Consider the following 19,733-nt stretch of genomic DNA (forward strand, 5'->3'; position numbering starts at 1 on the left):
CATCACGAAGATAATAGAGTTAGATGCAGTCGATCCATGCCGCTCAGCGCAGCACGCAAGACGAAAAAAATACTGGAAAACGACGATACTTCGCTAGCAACTACCAGGCAAGAACACATATTCATTGATACCAAATTAAGCATTGAACTCGATTTAGAGGCAAACCTTAAAAAGGGGAAATACAAAATCACTCGAGTCGACGAAAATACAAACCCAAACCGCCTAAGAGAAAAGATAAAAAAATGCGCCAACGGAAAGGCCAATAAAATCCATCTCATTGCCCATGGCTCGCCGGGACACCTCAAACTCGGCTTGGGATTAACACTTCAGAACCTGGAAGAACTAACAGATTGGATTGATGCCAGCAATCCTAGATCGAAGAAAACAATAATTGCATGGGGATGCAAAATCGGAAAACAAGCAAGAAAAAGGCAATCCACGAACACAACCTTAATAACGTCATCAACAGATCTTGGACAACAAAAAACTCTCCCCGGTCATGGACCACTTACCAAGCTTATCTACCAAACAGACACAATCCTTTCATCGCCCAATTGGTCATCCAAAGGGAACAGCTTCAGAGCAGACAAAAAACCTACAAGGGATCCATCAAACAACAACCTTTGGTCAATAGGTCCCAAACAAGGAGCACGCTTTTGGGGGAAGATAAATGCACCAGGCATTCAGCTCCCTAGAAGGACATTGTCAAAAGTAGAAATAACATCACCAACTCGTAACTTCGAAGAGTGGAGCATAAAATTTAATCCGCAAAAAGATGATATCCAAGTCAATCTTCCAACAAGCCTCATCAAGGCGGGAACACAAGACCTCCAAGTCATAATTAGCGGAAAAAACAAGAAGATCGACTCATGGGAAGCAACTATAAAGCCACAACAAAGCGCCATACCACTCCTTAATTGGCGCAACAAAATAAAAGTTAATTACGACAGAATAGCAAAAAGCTATGGCCTGCAAGGCCATTACCTAGTCCCAGGGATTCTTAAAGGGAAGGGGGCAATCGAAGGGATAAAGATAAAAAACAGAAACGTCAACAATCCACTGCAGAAATGGAGCATTACTGGAAATTACCTTCAAAACATAGAAGACCTTGGGCTATCAAGCGCTAAAAAGATTGGCATCAACTACTCGAACGAAGAAAACACACTATCCCTCCCAAAAATCAGCACAAAATCCAGCTCGGACTCATCAATTTTTGGCGGAAGAGTAGGGATTCAAGACCTTATTTTAGAACAAGAATTGAAAAATGGTTGGACGCCAAAATCATGGATTGCCAGAGGAGAACTAAATTTCAAACCACAAGGCTTTGGAACCAATCCCGATGTAGCCATCAGATACCAAGCTGGGAATGGAGCAACAGAAGCAAGCTATATCGTCGAGACATTCAATTTTAATGCAACATCTAACAGCCTTTTCTCGGGAAACGTCAGCATTAGCGATCTTCAACTCGCCAAAGGGAAAGACAATAATTGGGGCGCACAATCATGGGAAGGAGCTGGAACACTTTCAGTCAAAACCCCTGGAATCAGCTTACAGGCAAATACAAACATCAGATTTCAGAGCGATTCGAGCGAGTTTGAAAATAAAGATATTATCATCATTGAATCAGCTAATCTTCAAGCAGGCAGCAATGATTTACTAAAAGCGGGAGCAAAAGTCAAAGACCTCATTATCACCAAGGAACCCAATAATTCCTGGCAGATCGAGGGATGGAACGCGACAGGAAATCCAAACCTTAATTCGGAAGGGATTAAAATTACCGGCGAAGTTAATATAGATTACAGGAGATTTGACGAGAATGGCAACTCCTCATACACCATATCTGAGGCCAGCATTGATCAATCAGCGCCAAATGGCTTAATGCAAGCTGGCGCCAAAGCAATTGATGTCGTAATCACAAAGAACAAGAAAAATGGCTGGGATTTACAGCAATGGGTTGCCGTCGGCAAACTAAATGTACCCATCCAGGGCATAAATCTCGCCGGAAGCGCAGAGGTCGCTTTCAAAAAATCTGATACAGCAAAACAACCAAGTCAATTCACAGTCAAAGAGGCAACAATCAAAAGCTCGAAAGATGGAATCTTTAAAGCTGGAGCAACAATTAATAATCTACAACTGACGACTGGAACCTCTCGTCAGTGGATCCCCCAAAGCTGGCAGGCCTTTGGAGAACTGGCTTTCACCACACCAAGCCTTGCCCTAACAGGTGATGTCAACGTAAGTTACTCAAACGACGAAGATTTAGGTGCACGGTATCAAATCAATCAAGCAAACATCGCACTTGACAAATCAGAACAGCAAACCATCCTGTCCGGAAATATTCTATTAGATAATGCAGTATTAGTTCCTGATGGCAAAAGTTGGACTTTCAACCAATGGCAAGCTCAAGGCAACCTAACAACTGCACCTGAGGGATTGGGCTTAAGCACTGAAGTCAATATCGACTACTTCAGGAAGGGTATCAAGAGAAATTCACAGTCAAAGCCTTACCCTAACGACACAGCAATCGTCAAAGACGCCAACTTCAGCGCAACAGGAGTTGACTCCATCTTTCAAGGGAGAATTGATCTAACTGAATTACAGATCACCAAAGATGAAAACAACCAATGGAATTCACAATACTGGCTTGCAACTGGTTTTCTCAATCTTGATCTATCGGCCCTAAGCCTAGACACATCATCTGAAATAGATGCTCGGTACTACCGAGAAAAGACACCAAAGACAGATGTCCCCAGATGGGAGGCCGATCAGCTCAGCGTCGCTTCTGACACCTCAAAAGATCCAACACCTGTTGCATCAGGCACCTTCCTGAAAGACACCGTTTATGCCAAAGGCAACTTTGCTGTTGGATCCGGCTCCATCTTCTCTGGGAATATTGAACTTGCCGAGATGCAAGTCACCAAAGATGAATCTGGTGAATGGTCTCCCCAATATTGGCTCGCGGCTGGTTCCCTTGATCTGGGCCTCTCTGCCCTTGGACTGAAAGCCTCCAGCACAGTTAAAGCCGCCTATTACCGCGCTGAAACCAAGAAGAAAAATGTTCCGCTCTGGGCATCACAACCCATCCAGGTGGCCTCTGACACCTCGAAAGATCCAACACCTGTTGCATCAGGCACCTTCCTGAAAGACACCGTTTACGCCAAAGGCAACTTTGCCGTTGAATCCGGCTCCATCTTCTCTGGGAATATTGAACTTGCCGAGATGCAAGTCACCAAAGATGAATCTGGTGAATGGTCTCCCCAATATTGGCTCGCGGCTGGTTCCCTTGATCTGGGCCTCTCTGCCCTTGGACTGAAAGCCTCCAGCACAGTTAAAGCCGCCTATTACCGCGCTGAAACCAAGAAGAAAAATGTTCCGCTCTGGGCATCACAACCCATCCAGGTGGCCTCTGACACCTCGAAAGATCCAACACCTGTTGCATCAGGCACCTTCCTGAAAGACACCGTTTACGCCAAAGGCAACTTTGCCGTTGAATCCGGCTCCATCTTCTCTGGGAATATTGAACTTGCCGAGATGCAAGTCACCAAAGATGAATCTGGTGAATGGTCTCCCCAATATTGGCTCGCGGCTGGTTCCCTTGATCTGGGCCTCTCTGCCCTTGGACTGAAAGCCTCCAGCACAGTTAAAGCCGCCTATTACCGCGCTGAAACCAAGAAGAAAAATGTTCCGCTCTGGGCATCACAACCCATCCAGGTGGCCTCTGACACCTCGAAAGATCCAACACCTGTTGCATCAGGCACCTTCCTGAAAGACACCGTTTACGCCAAAGGCAACTTTGCTGTTGAATCCGGCTCCATCTTCTCTGGGAATATTGAACTTGCCGAGATGCAAGTCACCAAAGATGAATCTGGTGAATGGTCTCCCCAATATTGGCTCGCGGCTGGTTCCCTTGATCTGGGCCTCTCTGCCCTTGGACTGAAAGCCTCCAGCACAGTTAAAGCCGCCTATTACCGCGCTGAAACCAAGAAGAAAAATGTTCCGCTCTGGGCATCACAACCCATCCAGGTGGCCTCTGACACCTCGAAAGATCCAACACCTGTTGCATCAGGCACCTTCCTGAAAGACACCGTTTACGCCAAAGGCAACTTTGCTGTTGAATCCGGCTCCATCTTCTCTGGGAATATTGAACTTGCCGAGATGCAAGTCACCAAAGATGAATCTGGTGAATGGTCTCCCCAATATTGGCTCGCGGCTGGTTCCCTTGATCTGGGCCTCTCTGCCCTTGGACTGAAAGCCTCCAGCACAGTTAAAGCCGCCTATTACCGCGCTGAAACCAAGAAGAAAAATGTTCCGCTCTGGGCATCACAACCCATCCAGGTGGCCTCTGACACCTCGAAAGATCCAACACCTGTTGCATCAGGCACCTTCCTGAAAGACACCGTTTACGCCAAAGGCAACTTTGCTGTTGAATCCGGCTCCATCTTCTCTGGGAATATTGAACTTGCCGAGATGCAAGTCACCAAAGATGAATCTGGTGAATGGTCTCCCCAATATTGGCTCGCGGCTGGTTCCCTTGATCTGGGCCTCTCTGCCCTTGGACTGAAAGCCTCCAGCACAGTTAAAGCCGCCTATTACCGCGCTGAAACCAAGAAGAAAAATGTTCCGCTCTGGGCATCACAACCCATCCAGGTGGCCTCTGACACCTCGAAAGATCCAACACCTGTTGCATCAGGCACCTTCCTGAAAGACACCGTTTACGCCAAAGGCAACTTTGCTGTTGAATCCGGCTCCATCTTCTCTGGGAATATTGAACTTGCCGAGATGCAAGTCACCAAAGATGAATCTGGTGAATGGTCTCCCCAATATTGGCTCGCGGCTGGTTCCCTTGATCTGGGCCTCTCTGCCCTTGGACTGAAAGCCTCCAGCACAGTTAAAGCCGCCTATTACCGCGCTGAAACCAAGAAGAAAAATGTTCCGCTCTGGGCATCACAACCCATCCAGGTGGCCTCTGACACCTCGAAAGATCCAACACCTGTTGCATCAGGCACCTTCCTGAAAGACACCGTTTACGCCAAAGGCAACTTTGCTGTTGAATCCGGCTCCATCTTCTCTGGGAATATTGAACTTGCCGAGATGCAAGTCACCAAAGATGAATCTGGTGAATGGTCTCCCCAATATTGGCTCGCGGCTGGTTCCCTTGATCTGGGCCTCTCTGCCCTTGGACTGAAAGCCTCCAGCACAGTTAAAGCCGCCTATTACCGCGCTGAAACCAAGAAGAAAAATGTTCCGCTCTGGGCATCACAACCCATCCAGGTGGCCTCTGACACCTCGAAAGATCCAACACCTGTTGCATCAGGCACCTTCCTGAAAGACACCGTTTACGCCAAAGGCAACTTTGCTGTTGAATCCGGCTCCATCTTCTCTGGGAATATTGAACTTGCCGAGATGCAAGTCACCAAAGATGAATCTGGTGAATGGTCTCCCCAATATTGGCTCGCGGCTGGTTCCCTTGATCTGGGCCTCTCTGCCCTTGGACTGAAAGCCTCCAGCACAGTTAAAGCCGCCTATTACCGCGCTGAAACCAAGAAGAAAAATGTTCCGCTCTGGGCATCACAACCCATCCAGGTGGCCTCTGACACCTCGAAAGATCCAACACCTGTTGCATCAGGCACCTTCCTGAAAGACACCGTTTACGCCAAAGGCAACTTTGCTGTTGAATCCGGCTCCATCTTCTCTGGGAATATTGAACTTGCCGAGATGCAAGTCACCAAAGATGAATCTGGTGAATGGTCTCCCCAATATTGGCTCGCGGCTGGTTCCCTTGATCTGGGCCTCTCTGCCCTTGGACTGAAAGCCTCCAGCACAGTTAAAGCCGCCTATTACCGCGCTGAAACCAAGAAGAAAAATGTTCCGCTCTGGGCATCACAACCCATCCAGGTGGCCTCTGACACCTCGAAAGATCCAACACCTGTTGCATCAGGCACCTTCCTGAAAGACACCGTTTACGCCAAAGGCAACTTTGCTGTTGAATCCGGCTCCATCTTCTCTGGGAATATTGAACTTGCCGAGATGCAAGTCACCAAAGATGAATCTGGTGAATGGTCTCCCCAATATTGGCTCGCGGCTGGTTCCCTTGATCTGGGCCTCTCTGCCCTTGGACTGAAAGCCTCCAGCACAGTTAAAGCCGCCTATTACCGCGCTGAAACCAAGAAGAAAAATGTTCCGCTCTGGGCATCACAACCCATCCAGGTGGCCTCTGACACCTCGAAAGATCCAACACCTGTTGCATCAGGCACCTTCCTGAAAGACACCGTTTACGCCAAAGGCAACTTTGCTGTTGAATCCGGCTCCATCTTCTCTGGGAATATTGAACTTGCCGAGATGCAAGTCACCAAAGATGAATCTGGTGAATGGTCTCCCCAATATTGGCTCGCGGCTGGTTCCCTTGATCTGGGCCTCTCTGCCCTTGGACTGAAAGCCTCCAGCACAGTTAAAGCCGCCTATTACCGCGCTGAAACCAAGAAGAAAAATGTTCCGCTCTGGGCATCACAACCCATCCAGGTGGCCTCTGACACCTCGAAAGATCCAACACCTGTTGCATCAGGCACCTTCCTGAAAGACACCGTTTACGCCAAAGGCAACTTTGCTGTTGAATCCGGCTCCATCTTCTCTGGGAATATTGAACTTGCCGAGATGCAAGTCACCAAAGATGAATCTGGTGAATGGTCTCCCCAATATTGGCTCGCGGCTGGTTCCCTTGATCTGGGCCTCTCTGCCCTTGGACTGAAAGCCTCCAGCACAGTTAAAGCCGCCTATTACCGCGCTGAAACCAAGAAGAAAAATGTTCCGCTCTGGGCATCACAACCCATCCAGGTGGCCTCTGACACCTCGAAAGATCCAACACCTGTTGCATCAGGCACCTTCCTGAAAGACACCGTTTACGCCAAAGGCAACTTTGCTGTTGAATCCGGCTCCATCTTCTCTGGGAATATTGAACTTGCCGAGATGCAAGTCACCAAAGATGAATCTGGTGAATGGTCTCCCCAATATTGGCTCGCAGCTGGTTCCCTTGATCTGGGCCTCTCTGCCCTTGGACTGAAAGCCTCCAGCACAGTTAAAGCCGCCTATTACCGCGCTGAAACCAAGAAGAAAAATGTTCCGCTCTGGGCATCACAACCCATCCAGGTGGCCTCTGACACCTCGAAAGATCCAACACCTGTTGCATCAGGCACCTTCCTGAAAGACACCGTTTACGCCAAAGGCAACTTTGCTGTTGAATCCGGCTCCATCTTCTCTGGGAATATTGAACTTGCCGAGATGCAAGTCACCAAAGATGAATCTGGTGAATGGTCTCCCCAATATTGGCTCGCAGCTGGTTCCCTTGATCTGGGCCTCTCTGCCCTTGGACTGAAAGCCTCCAGCACAGTTAAAGCCGCCTATTACCGCGCTGAAACCAAGAAGAAAAATGTTCCGCTCTGGGCATCACAACCCATCCAGGTGGCCTCTGACACCTCGAAAGATCCAACACCTGTTGCATCAGGCACCTTCCTGAAAGACACCGTTTACGCCAAAGGCAACTTTGCTGTTGAATCCGGCTCCATCTTCTCTGGGAATATTGAACTTGCCGAGATGCAAGTCACCAAAGATGAATCTGGTGAATGGTCTCCCCAATATTGGCTCGCGGCTGGTTCCCTTGATCTAGGCCTCTCTGCCCTTGGACTGAAAGCCTCCAGCACAGTTAAAGCCGCCTACTACCGCGGTGGAACACCAATCAATGATGTCCCGGCATGGACAGCCAATCAGTCAGATAATGTGACTGCATCTTCCTCAATTTCATCTACAGGTAACTCGGATGAAATTTTGGACGACACTGTCTTTGCAAAAGGAAGCTTTGAAGCTGAAGACTCATCGATCTTCAAAGGAACCATAGATCTCAACGAGTTGCAACTAACCAAAGACGATGCAGGAGACTGGTCGCCTAGATACTGGAATGCTGGCGGTGAATTTGGAATCAATATTAGTGGACTTGAATTAGCTGGAAAGGCGCAAGCAATCTTCTACAGAAATGGAGAAGAAATACATGGTGATCAAGAAATTAAAAATGATACCGAGCAAAGTCGTGTTGCAGAGACAGATACTGTAATTGCATCTGGATCACTGGAAGCAACAGCAGGAATTTTCGCCGGAGGTATTGATCTGCACAACATGCAGATCAACCAAAACAAAGCCGGAAAATGGACACCTTCCTTGTGGAATGCAACCGGCTCACTCGATCTTGAGATCGACGTGCTTAATCTCAAGACAAAAGTCAATGCAGAATATTATAAGTCAGGAACAAATAAAGATTACGAAAATGATGTAGTCATCGTGTCGGCAGAGCCATACAAAATCACAGGAGAAAATTCATTATTCAAGGCGGGAAGTGAAGTAACTCTCCAGAACCTCGTCCTGGAACGAAATAACTCAGGAGACTGGGAAGCAACAGAGTGGAAGGCAACGGGTGAAGGTCAACTTGGGGCCGGATCACTATCCTTTGACGGATCAATAACAGTTGGGTATGAGAAGGGAGGGGAAAGAAATAACGACAGTGGCAAAAGCAGTGAGGCACACAACGATGAAACATATTTCGTTGAAAAGGCAGAATTCTCGGCGGAGGGGCAAGACATATTTAAAGCCAATATAGAGGCGAGAGATATTATTCTCAAGAAAAATTCGAACAACAAATGGCAGGCTGAAAGCTGGCAAGCAGATGCAAAGCTGGCACTGCCAGGGCTGCCGATCAAAACCAATGCTTCAGCAGAGATTTTATTTAACAGAGATCAGGATAATGAGATTTTTACGGTCAACAATGCGAATGTAGACATAAGCCTTGCCGGTATTGATCTGGAAGGAAATACAGCAATGAGGTATATCAAAAATGACGCATCAAAGATTTCATACTGGGACTACATCGTTGGAAATTTAAAAGCGGAAAGCGGGGTAAATGTTGGCAGCCTGAATTTCAAGACCAATGGGAATTTAGGATTCTCGTATGGAGAGTTAGAACCAGTTGGCGGTGTCAAAAGGAGTATCTATGGAATCAACGGATCACTAGCATTTGATCAACTTGGTGGTCCCCTGAAATATCTTGAGATTAATGCTGGGGGGAAGGAACTTAGCAGCAACGAAGCGGCTATAGAGACAATTCTAAAGCTGAAAGAGCGAGAAAATTTTGATCAACTATCTGATGAACAATTAGCCAAAGATACCTGGCATTTTGGAAACATCGCTGCAGAAGCTGGACCACTCAATCTTGGCTTCGTAGAGGTAGGCAGTTTTGGAGCAAAGGTCAGTGGTAGCGTCGGAAAAACAGACATGCCCTATGGGCTCTTTAAATACAACGATGAAGGTGTAAATCTAAATTCAACAAAAGGAACAGAACGAGCACTGGAGATATTTGCCAAAGATGTAACATTGGAGATGGGAAGTTTTGCGAATACAATTGCTCCTATTGCTCAGGGAATTAATGCATTTACAAAAGAGGCGAAAACGCCCCTAAACCAACTGACACAAAAGATTTCAGCATTCAATCAAATACCCACGGGGAAACCGGTATTAGATCTCCAAGGAGATTTTATCCGTTTTGTCAAAGATTTTCCAAACAATCCTCGCAAAGGAAGTTCAGACGTCCTGGTAATTGAGTTGATGGATAAAGTGATTTATTTGGCGTCATTACGATCTGATTATGACTTCTATCCGATGACTCCAGTCGTCACAAAAGCAAAAGAATTTGTCGACAATATTGATCTACTTTCAAATGCAGAAGGATCAAGATCGCCTTCCATCAAACTACCAGACTTACAATATTCATTAAATATGTTGAATGAAACAAGTTCGGAGTTTCTGCAGAAGGAAGATATACCACAGCAAGCAACTGATCCAACAACACTTGCTAATGTATACGGTATTCCCACAATGGCGGGCAATACTGCAGCACGAACAGCAAGTACGAGCAATAGCAGCTATGCGAACTTGACTTTCCCCGTGATGAATGACGTTGGGGGCTTACTTAAAAAGGTATTTTTGACACCTGAGGAACCAATTGATATTGCTGAGATTGATATGGGCCTAAAGGTTGGCGCCAAAGCTGAGGGTCAAACACCAGGAATATTATCTGCCAATTTCAAGGTTGATACTGAACTAAGCATGAATACGGCACTTCAAGCAAGCATTTCCATGAACGACGCATATAGTTTTATAGAGCAACCAGAGGATTTTGCCACTAATTTTGGTAATTTAATCCTTAAGGGTTCTTCAATAGATTTAAAGCAGACCAACTTAAATGTCAAAGCTGGTGTGACCATTGGAGCAGGTATCAATGTAATGAGTGCTGGATGCCTAGACCTATGGTTCACAAAGATATGCAGCCCAGGTGTTGGTGCAAGTGTTGATTTAGGCGTTCACGGCAATATCGACGTTAAACCTGTTCTCAGGAATCCTGATGGAGATACAGCAACAAATCAAACCCTAAATCTATACAACCTGCTGAATACGAGTTCGGCAAGAAATCTATTCAAACCAAACCATAAAGCAAGAACAAATAAATCACAAGAATGGAAAGGCCAAGATCAAGTTTCTATTGGAGATGGTCTAAGTGGGGATATACGATCAAGATTGGTTGATTACGAGGCAATAATAGATGTTGATTTCAAAAATTATCTCAACAATCTTTCAACAGGTCTCAAAGAAGAAGAGTACCTCAATGTAAATATTGAGTTTTCAAATCCATTGTATGTTAACAAGAAGACACTAAGTGTTTCACGGATACCTGGCAAGCCGAATTCATCCATTCCGATCAAACAAACTGGGTGGCTAACTACTCCATACTCCCTTGCATCCATTGCAAAAAGCTATCAAGACAATAAAAAAGACAACACAACGTACAAACAATACCTACGGTTCAACAATTCCTTTACTGTCAATCAGTACCAGCAAACCTTCAAAGAGGAATTGTATAAGAGCCTAAACAATCAACCGGGACTTAAAAGTAGAATTAGGCGTAATATACACACAATTGTAAATCGCGTTATTGCAAGTGCTTCGCCAGAAAAAATTAATGTCGCACTTGCAAATCGTCATGCCGAGACACTGATCAGCGATCGTTCCGAACAAGAAAAAAATGTAGATATTAAAATCTACAAAAATGGCGAGGAGATAGAAGTAGCTGCTTTAAGCGATGAAGAACAACATGATTTATCTAAATACACTATTGTTGACAACAGCAGTTCATCAAACAATCCCCCAGGTGTCTCAATAGAATACGCCCAATTGAATTTAATGGAAGGGGAGAATCTACAATCAAGTTTTGATATTGGCAGCCAGGCTTCTGATCCAATGTCTGACTTGCACCTAGAAATTATCGATTCCAAGGAAAACACGATTGCGAATCTTGGTTCACTTAAAGAATTAACTGGTGGGAAAGTACAAGAAATTAGTGAGCCAATTTACCAACCTATCGATAGTGATGCGGAAGGAATTGTAGAGTATGAAAAAATTGAATTCGAAACAAATTCTCTCTTCAACGTCGGCGTTAATGTAACCAAGCTAAATTCAGATCAATTAGATCGCCACAAGGTAAATCTTATTGTTGTTGAGCCTTCAAATCTTAACGCATCCTCCCTTAATAAACTATCTGGTAAAATCAATCCAGAGAATTTTTCGACAGGAGATTATCGATGGAAGATATCCAACAAAAGCGAAGATTCAAATCAAATCGGTCTAGCCAATTTCTCTAATAATACTGGTTTCAATGATTTCGATAAAAGTATTTCCGAAATAGTAGGCGAGGAGCCTTCTATTTTTATTGATAACATACAACTTAAGACTAGAGAATCATATGACTCATTCAGTGATTTACTCAAAGATGTATGGGCAAAAAGGCCAATAAGAAATCAGTTACTTGGATCAATTATGGCCAATGTACCTGAACAAAATGCATCATTAAAAATGCTCAGATCTGCAATTGACGAAAAATACTCAATCATTAATTATGAAAATCATCTGAATACTTCCTCGCTTGCAGGCCGAGAAAAACTAAATAGCAAGCAATCTCTACTTCTAGGATTAGAATCAAAAAACCCCACTAAGTGGTCTGATTTTCAAGCAGAAAATACATTTTCTAAATATATCCATCCCAGCAAAAGAACTTCCGATTACTACGATCTTGATATCGACATTAATGCCAATATCTACCTCACAATAGGGGGGACTGTTCGTCTTGGTGTTACTAAGGAGAGTGGAACCTGGGCTACATTTGACATATGGGAAAACACAACGCCAGTTAAAATTGGCCGGGTCAATAATCCACCAACTCAAAAAATGAGGGGTGAATTTACGGTGCTAAATACGGATAATGAGAATAGTCTATTCATCTTCTCAGCAGATCCCTTGGAAGGCCTTGGTTCCTCCTCACTGAGCTATGCAGTAAGTTCACGCCAATTGGATCAATACAGCGTTTCCAGCACAGATCTCGAAATCAACGAGATCAGCACCTTATATGCAGTCGAGCCCATCGCAAATAACAAAGTAATCGCAGAGTTCACTAATAAATCGAGGAAGATAGAAAAGCTAATTCAAGGCTCGTTGATTAAGCCAAATGTTGCCAACGGCCTACGCTTTGGCTCCTCTATTAATCACTACATCTATACAAACGACATCGATGATCATAATAAGATTGAAATTCTAGCATCGATCAGCCAATTTAATTCATTGCTCAACAATCTACAAGCAATTATTCATGATTCGATCAAAACACAAAAGATTAATCTGAGTGAGGATGATAAGTATCAAATTGTCAATGGCAAAAAGCGTAAGAGACTGCATGATCAACGGCAAATTTCCGCTATGGATTGGGCATACAATGCATTCATCGGGTACATGTATTTACTGCACAAAGGGGAAGTTAAAGATTACAATAATGGCATAGCAAAAGCACTTAATGATTACCTCCAAGCTGAGAATAGGCAGCTTGCCAAAATAGACTTTAGCGACCCACGATTCCTCAAGGACTTCCTAACATTTTCCAATATCCTATTGAGTAATTACACAAACTCTGTTCCAAACTCTTCCGGATCCGTCTCAAAGCAAGTTCAGCACAATTTATTGAATGACAGTATAATTGATACTCTGTCTAAATCATTGTCAATTTATAGTAGACAATTAGCACATAATGTGGAGTCCTTGGCTTATCAAGCTTCAAACAAGGCAAGCCTAGCCTATGGTATGGCTGGCTTGAAGAATATAGACGATAAAGCCAGGGAAAAGGTAATCAATTACGTTCATCATCAAAACAAAAAAGGGGCAATTCAGTCAGTACAAAATGTAGAGACTATTGTTGATGATATTACATCTATTTTTGATCAAACTCATACGTTACAAGTAGGAAAATCAACTTTTGAGTTGGGAAATCGTGTTTTGCTCGAAGCCGATAAGGCTTCAAGTATGCGTCGAGACAAAAGTGCATATATCAATATTTCCACACTCAGAGAATCAGACTCGCAAGACACCTTAATACCGATTACGGTATCTACAACTCTTCAGTATGGAAAAGACAAAGACTTTTACTTCCAAGGGAATCCGTATCGTCCACCAAGTAATATCAATATTAAAAAGCAAACAACGAACGAAAACCTAATAATTAAGAAGGGAAAAAATGCTGACAATATTGAGAATGGCAAAATTACGGTTCAAATCGAACAACCTCTAGGTCAAATTTTAAGGGCCGGCAATCGTAATCTGACATACGAGTTGAGCAATGGTAAATTTTCCACACTGGGTGACAATTTAACCCCATTAGTAGCTAGAAATAGCACTAATAAAAACTCCTCTATTAACTCGCTTAATCATGGTAAAAGTTACGAAGGCTATACAACCAATGGAGGGGAGCTAACTGCATCTGACTCAGAGCATCTTGGCCTGGCTTCATATAATTCTTCCAAAAAAATGACCAAGGCTATACATGAATTCTCAAAAATATCAGGCAAAACCGCTAAGTTTTCTCGAAGCTACTACACAATCAACGAAAGCAAAATAGAAGAACTCATCAGTGATCCAAACTACATACTTATATCATCGAGCTTGTATTATGTATCAGAAAAAGCAGGGAAAGATTTAAGCCCTGTTTACCAATTTACCCACAAAGACGACAAATACCATGCTATATATTCCCTGAATAAATTAGTACCCAATAAAAACTTTGAACGCTCAGGAATTGCCTGGTATACCAAAAAAATGCCTAACTCTTTGCTGCCAACATGCTCCACCGAAGGCAGTATCCAAGAATTAGGAGAGGATACAGTTAATATTCTAGATAAAAAAGTAAGCGATAAAAATCTTTCAATATATATCAACTTGAATAAAGTTGATGGAAACAATCTGCGTCTTAATGTCGACAATCTGAGCACCACTCTTGACTTGAATGGATTCAGCAATAATCACGAAATCACATTTTTAAATTACAACACTGAACCATTGAGAATTCAATTAGAAGGAAACTCAATTGTTATCAATGATGAGAAGGTGGTGAGGCTTTGGGGTGATGGTAAGCCAACGCCCAATGCAAGTCAGTCGACCACTCCGAATATCAACTGCCAGGAAAAAGGTGACCCATTTCTTTTCATACCTTCTGAACATATGAAAACACTTAATATTAATGAGTCCAGCGAAGTGAAAGCATTTAAAAGCAAAATATCTGGAGAGACTCAATATACCTCCAACCCTCAAATAGCTTCAAAATTGCATCAAAATTACTCTCAATTTGAATACAATGGAGTAGCATTTTCCACTGCCAGCGAAGATCCAGGCAAACACAAAGATATCTTTAAATTCACCAATAATTCAACGGGGCAATCATTCTACTCGCCCAAATTCAGCAAGAATTTGATGCCAAAATCTGATCTTGAACGCAGTGAATTTCCTGCGTTCAATGCATCAACAAATCCTGCAGATGGTCTTGAAGGTTATCGTCAGATCAGAAATATTCTTCGAGGTACAACACAGTTGGTCAATGAAAATGACTTGATTTTCAATAATATTCAGAGCAATCAGGCTATGGCTGATGACGGGGTCATCTTTTATGCGAAGCCTCTACTTCCGAGAAACAATACGCTATCGAGTGCCGATCAAATTGAAGTTCATGAATACGCCAGAAAGCAGAACAATTCAAGTCACATCAAAACCTCAGCAGAGCCACTAGCAATCAATCAAAATTATGTCGAAATTATTGATACAAATATTGTAAACAACCAGGACAACTTAGCCTTGAATGGCAAGAATAGTGAGCAGAAAATTAACGATATTATTGAACATCTAATGATGGCACACCAACAGCAGCCAAGCTGAACACAAGAACACATCTTTTCGATTGATAGAAATAAGCATTGAGATCATCGCCTTCTAATTGATGTTGGTTCTGGTGATATAGATCTCACGACAACGCTGGTTCCATCCCGCCAAAATAATGTTTAATAACGGCATTTCACATCCATCAGCTTCTGTCTCGCCATAGCTCTACTCAGCCTGAATCCCGCCGCAGGCTGATGCTTGCCTACGGCCTGGGCGACGCCGGCACTGGACTTGCGGCAACCCAGCTGGGCTTCTATCTCTTCCCCTTTTTCATCTGCGCTGCAGGCCTGCCAGCCTTCATCGCCGGCTCCCTGCTCACGGTGAGCAAGGTCTGGGACGCCCTGAATGACCCGTTGATCGGCTGGCTCAGCGATCACACCCGCAGCCGCTGGGGCCCGCGTCTGCCCTGGATGCTGTCTGCAGCCTTACCCCTTGGCATCAGCTTGACGGCGATGTGGTGGGTGCCCCCGGGCGACACCTGGCAGCGCACGACCTACTACGCCGTGATGGCGGTCCTGCTGATGACCGCCTACACCAGCGTCAACCTCCCCTACGCCGCCCTCAGCACCGAACTGACGCCCGACACCGCCATTCGCACCCGCCTCAATGCGGCGCGGTTCACCGGATCGATCCTGGCCGGCCTGAGTGGGCTGATCGTGGCGTCGGTGGTGCTCACCGATGGAGGCGGGGGCTACCTGGCCATGGGCCGAATCACCGGCAGCATCGCCGCCACCACCACGCTGCTCTGCTGCTGGGGCCTGGCCCCCTACGCCAAGCGAGCCCAGCGCCCCGTGCCCAACAACGAAGCGCCGATGCAGCAGCTGAAACGGGTGCTGGCCAACCCCCGCTTTCGCCAAGTGCTGGGGCTGTACCTGCTGCTCTGGTTTGGCCTGCAACTGATGCAGGTGGTGGCCTTGATCTGGCTGGTGCAAGTGGTGCATGTGCCCGCCAGCCTCTCCACCTGGATCCTGCTGCCCTTCCAAATCGCTGCCCTGCTGGGCCTTCAGCTTTGGAGCAACCTCAGCAACCGCATCGGCAGGGTGGCCACCCTGCGCTGGGGAGCGGGGCTGTGGATCGCGGCCTGCCTGCTGTCGATGGTGTTCCCGCCCCTACCGATGGATCCCGGCCTGCCGCACCTGCTGCCCCTGGCAGGCCTGATTGCCCTGGTGGGGGTGGGGGCCGCCACCGCCTATCTGATCCCCTGGTCGCTGCTGCCCGATGCGATCGACGCTGACCCGAGCAAACCGGCCGGGCTTTACACGGCCTGGATGGTGTTCGGCCAGAAGCTGATCATCGGCCTCACCATGTCGGTGTTCGGCAGCCTGCTCTCACTCACGGGCTACATCTCCGCAAAGGGGGGCAACTGCAGTGGGGCGCTGAGTTTCATCGAACAGCCGGATTCAGCCCTGCTGGCGATCCGCCTCTGCATGGGCCTGTTTCCCGCCATCCTTGTGTTCTTCGGACTTGTAGTGATGCGAGGCTGGCCAGACCGTGGAGCCCATCTGCAGAAGGCCGCAGGATGAACACGCCCCGCTCGATCAAACGCCTGGGCTCCAGCCTGATGATCGGAGGCCAGGCCGTGACAGCCACGCTGCGCGGCCGCATCAATCGCGGGGAGCTGGTCGATCAACTGCTGGAAGCTGGACCCGGCAGCGTTCTGATCGTGCTGATCATCTCCGTGGCTGCCGGCTCGGTATTCAACATTCAGGTGGCCGCGGAACTCACCCGACAGGGAGCGGGCTCAACGGTGGGCGGCATCCTGGCGATCGGTCTAGCCCGGGAGATCGCCCCCTTGCTCACCTCCTGCCTGCTGGCCGGCAAGGTGGCCACCGCCTATGCGGCCCAGCTGGGCACGATGAAGGTGACGGAACAGATCGACGCCATCACGATGCTGCGCACTGATCCAGTGGAGTATCTGGTGGTGCCCCGGATGATCGCCATGCTGGTCATGGCACCGGTGCAGTGCTTCTTCTTCTTCCTCATGGCGGTGTGGTCGGGGCAACTGACCAGCACAGCCCTCTACAACATCCCGCCGGCGGTGTTTTGGACTTCGGTGCGCACCTGGATGGACCCACTGGACCTGCCGTTCATGCTGGTGAAGGCCTTGGTTTTCGGGCTGATCATCGCGACAGTGGCCTGCGGCTGGGGATTGACCACCCGCGGTGGCCCGAAGGAAGTGGGCACCAGCACCACCGGGGCAGTAGTGATGATCCTGATCCTGGTGGCTCTAATGGATGTCGTTCTCACCCAGGTGCTGTTCGGAGCATGAGTTCACCCCCCGCCGCCGTCACCCTGAAGCCGGATGTGCGGCTGCCGCTTCTGGTGGTGGGCCTCGGCCTGGCACTGCTGCCGCTACCGCTGACCCCCTGGCCCACCTTGGTGGTGGTGCTGTTCGGCCTATTTCTGCTGATCCAGAGCGCCAGCCTGCGCCTGGAATTCAAGGAAGAGGCTCTGATCGTCTGGCAGAACGGCCGTGAGCTGCGGCGCTTTCCCTACAACCAATGGCTCAGCTGGCGACTGTTCGCCCCCTGGCTGCCGGGGCTGTTCTACTTCCGCGAAACCCAGAGCATTCACTTCCTGCCGATCCTGTTCAGCCCCAAAGAGCTGCGGGAACAACTGGAGCTGCGGGTTGGAGACCTGGAAGTGCCCAAAAAAGACACAACATCACCCCAGCAATAGGGCGATACCGTGTCAATACAGTAAATAAATTTGCACGACATCGTGCTTCAGGCGTCTAATTTCGACGCCATCTTTTTTTCTTGGGTTCCTTCGGCTGGAATGGAGGGATGGAGAGCACGGCAGCTGACGCAATGCCCGACGACACCGACCTAACCCCCCAGGAGCCTGAAACGGAGCAGGCCCCTGCTGAATCCACCGGCGACCCCACCAGCGAAATCAGCGACGAGCCAACCGCCGCAGAGGTCAACCCTGTGGTGGAGCTGGCCCTCAAGGATCTGCAGGGCCGCCGCGATGCCCTGCAGGCCGAGATCACCGCACTCACCTCCCGCAAGGAGCAACTCGAGAGCGAGCTCAAGGCCAACTTCGCCGGCCAGTCGGACGCCATCGCCCGCCGGGTGAAGGGCTTTCAGGAGTACCTGGGCGGCGCCCTGCAAGACCTGGTGCAGAGCGTGGAAAACCTGGAGCTGGTGGTGCAGCCGATGGTGGTGCAGCCCTCCCCTTTGGATCAGGCCGCAGGCAACGCGGCTGCAGCGGCCAGCGCCGATGACGGCACACCGCCTCCCGCGGTGGCGGACACCTTCCGCCCCGACGAAACCCTGATCCGCCAAACCCTGGAGCGGTTCCTCAAGCAACCCGACGTCTACGCCGACCCCTGGACCCTGCGGCGCAGCATCGACGACCGTGACACGGCACTGCTGGAGGACTGGTTCTTCAATCAAGGCGGTCGTGGTGCCCAGCCCAGCCGTGGCACCCGACCGCGCAACATCCTGGTAAGTGCAGCACTGATCGCCGTGATCGGCGAGCTGTACGGCGATCAGTTCCAGTGTCTGGTGCTGGCTGGGGGACCGGAACGGCTCGGGGAATGGCGGCGGGGCCTGCAAGATGCCCTCGGCCTGGGCCGGGAAGACTTCGGCCCCAGCAGTGGCATCGTGCTGTTCGAACGCCCCGAAGCCCTAGTGGAACGGGCCGACCGACTGGAGGAGCGAGGGGAAGTGCCGCTGATCCTTATCGATGCTGCCGAGCGCAGCGTCGACATCCCCGTGCTTCAGTTCCCCCTCTGGCTGGCCTTCGCGGCCGGACCGGCTGAACGCCTCGACGACGACGACCTGCTGTGATCCTCACTGCCCTGCTGCTCCTGGCCATCGGCTATCTGCTGGGAGCCACCCCCAGTGGATATCTCGCCGGCCGCTGGCTCAAGGGGATCGACCTCCGCGACTGCGGCTCCGGCAGCACCGGCGCCACCAACGTGCTGCGCAATGTGGGCAAAGGCCCCGCTCTGGTGGTGTTTTTGCTGGATGTGGGCAAGGGCGCCCTGGCGGTGCTCCTCGCCAAAAGCGTTGGCTTGAACGACTGGGTGCAGGTGCTGGCAGGCCTAGCCGCGTTGGCCGGTCACATCTGGCCGGTGTGGCTGGGCTGGAAAGGCGGCAAGGCGGTGGCCACTGGGTTCGGCATGTTTCTCGGGCTGGCCTGGCCGGTGGGGCTGGCCTGCTTCGGCCTGTTCATGGCGGCGATCAGCCTGAGCCGGATCGTGTCGCTCTCCAGCGTGGTAGCCGCCATCAGCCTGCCGGTGCTGATGATGCTCTCCGGCGAAAGCAGCGCCTATGTGGTGGTGTCGTTGGTAGCGAGCCTGATGGTGCTCTGGCGGCACCGCAGCAACATCGAACGGCTGATCGCCGGCACGGAACCCAAGATCGGCCAGAAACAGAAGACCTGAG

The 19,733-nt window shown here is 48.4% G+C and carries 6 protein-coding genes; all 6 read left to right on the forward strand.

Annotation, left to right across the window (positions count from 1 at the left end; translation table 11 throughout):
- Positions 1-36: 36 nt before the first annotated feature.
- The 6 genes from SynPROSU1_RS10825 (at position 37) to plsY (ending at position 19,732) form a co-directional block, all read left to right on the forward strand.
- Positions 37-15,336, forward strand: a complete 15,300-nt coding sequence (locus tag SynPROSU1_RS10825) for a DUF4347 domain-containing protein (RefSeq protein WP_186570505.1) — start codon at positions 37-39, stop codon at positions 15,334-15,336.
- 197 nt (positions 15,337-15,533) lie between these two features.
- Complete coding sequence (locus tag SynPROSU1_RS10830) at positions 15,534-16,862, forward strand: MFS transporter (protein WP_186570506.1); 1,329 nt, start codon at positions 15,534-15,536, stop codon at positions 16,860-16,862.
- Positions 16,859-17,608, forward strand: coding sequence for an ABC transporter permease (locus SynPROSU1_RS10835; RefSeq protein WP_186570507.1), 750 nt, complete (start codon positions 16,859-16,861; stop codon positions 17,606-17,608). Before SynPROSU1_RS10830 ends, SynPROSU1_RS10835 begins: the two co-directional genes overlap by 4 nt.
- Positions 17,605-18,018, forward strand: coding sequence for a DUF3119 family protein (locus SynPROSU1_RS10840; RefSeq protein ID WP_186570508.1), 414 nt, complete (start codon positions 17,605-17,607; stop codon positions 18,016-18,018). The genes SynPROSU1_RS10835 and SynPROSU1_RS10840 overlap by 4 nt, the downstream gene beginning before the upstream one ends.
- Before the next feature lie 107 nt (positions 18,019-18,125).
- On the forward strand, positions 18,126-19,133 hold the full coding sequence (locus SynPROSU1_RS10845) for a DUF3086 domain-containing protein (RefSeq protein ID WP_186570509.1): 1,008 nt from the start codon (positions 18,126-18,128) through the stop codon (positions 19,131-19,133).
- Complete coding sequence (gene plsY / locus SynPROSU1_RS10850; RefSeq protein WP_186570510.1) at positions 19,130-19,732, forward strand: glycerol-3-phosphate 1-O-acyltransferase PlsY; 603 nt, start codon at positions 19,130-19,132, stop codon at positions 19,730-19,732. The genes SynPROSU1_RS10845 and plsY overlap by 4 nt, the downstream gene beginning before the upstream one ends.
- The last annotated feature ends 1 nt before the right edge of the window (position 19,733 follow it).

The organism is Synechococcus sp. PROS-U-1 (assembly GCF_014279755.1).
GTDB lineage: Bacteria > Cyanobacteriota > Cyanobacteriia > PCC-6307 > Cyanobiaceae > Parasynechococcus.

What these genes read in the sequence shown, in the direction of transcription:
- SynPROSU1_RS10825 (WP_186570505.1), top strand. Translation starts at nt 37, where the DNA reads ATGCCGCTCAGCGCAGCACGCAAGACGAAAAAAATACTGGAAAACGAC.
- SynPROSU1_RS10830 (WP_186570506.1), top strand. Translation starts at nt 15,534, where the DNA reads ATGCTTGCCTACGGCCTGGGCGACGCCGGCACTGGACTTGCGGCAACC.
- SynPROSU1_RS10840 (WP_186570508.1), top strand. Translation starts at nt 17,605, where the DNA reads ATGAGTTCACCCCCCGCCGCCGTCACCCTGAAGCCGGATGTGCGGCTG.
- SynPROSU1_RS10835 (WP_186570507.1), top strand. Translation starts at nt 16,859, where the DNA reads ATGAACACGCCCCGCTCGATCAAACGCCTGGGCTCCAGCCTGATGATC.
- SynPROSU1_RS10845 (WP_186570509.1), top strand. Translation starts at nt 18,126, where the DNA reads ATGGAGAGCACGGCAGCTGACGCAATGCCCGACGACACCGACCTAACC.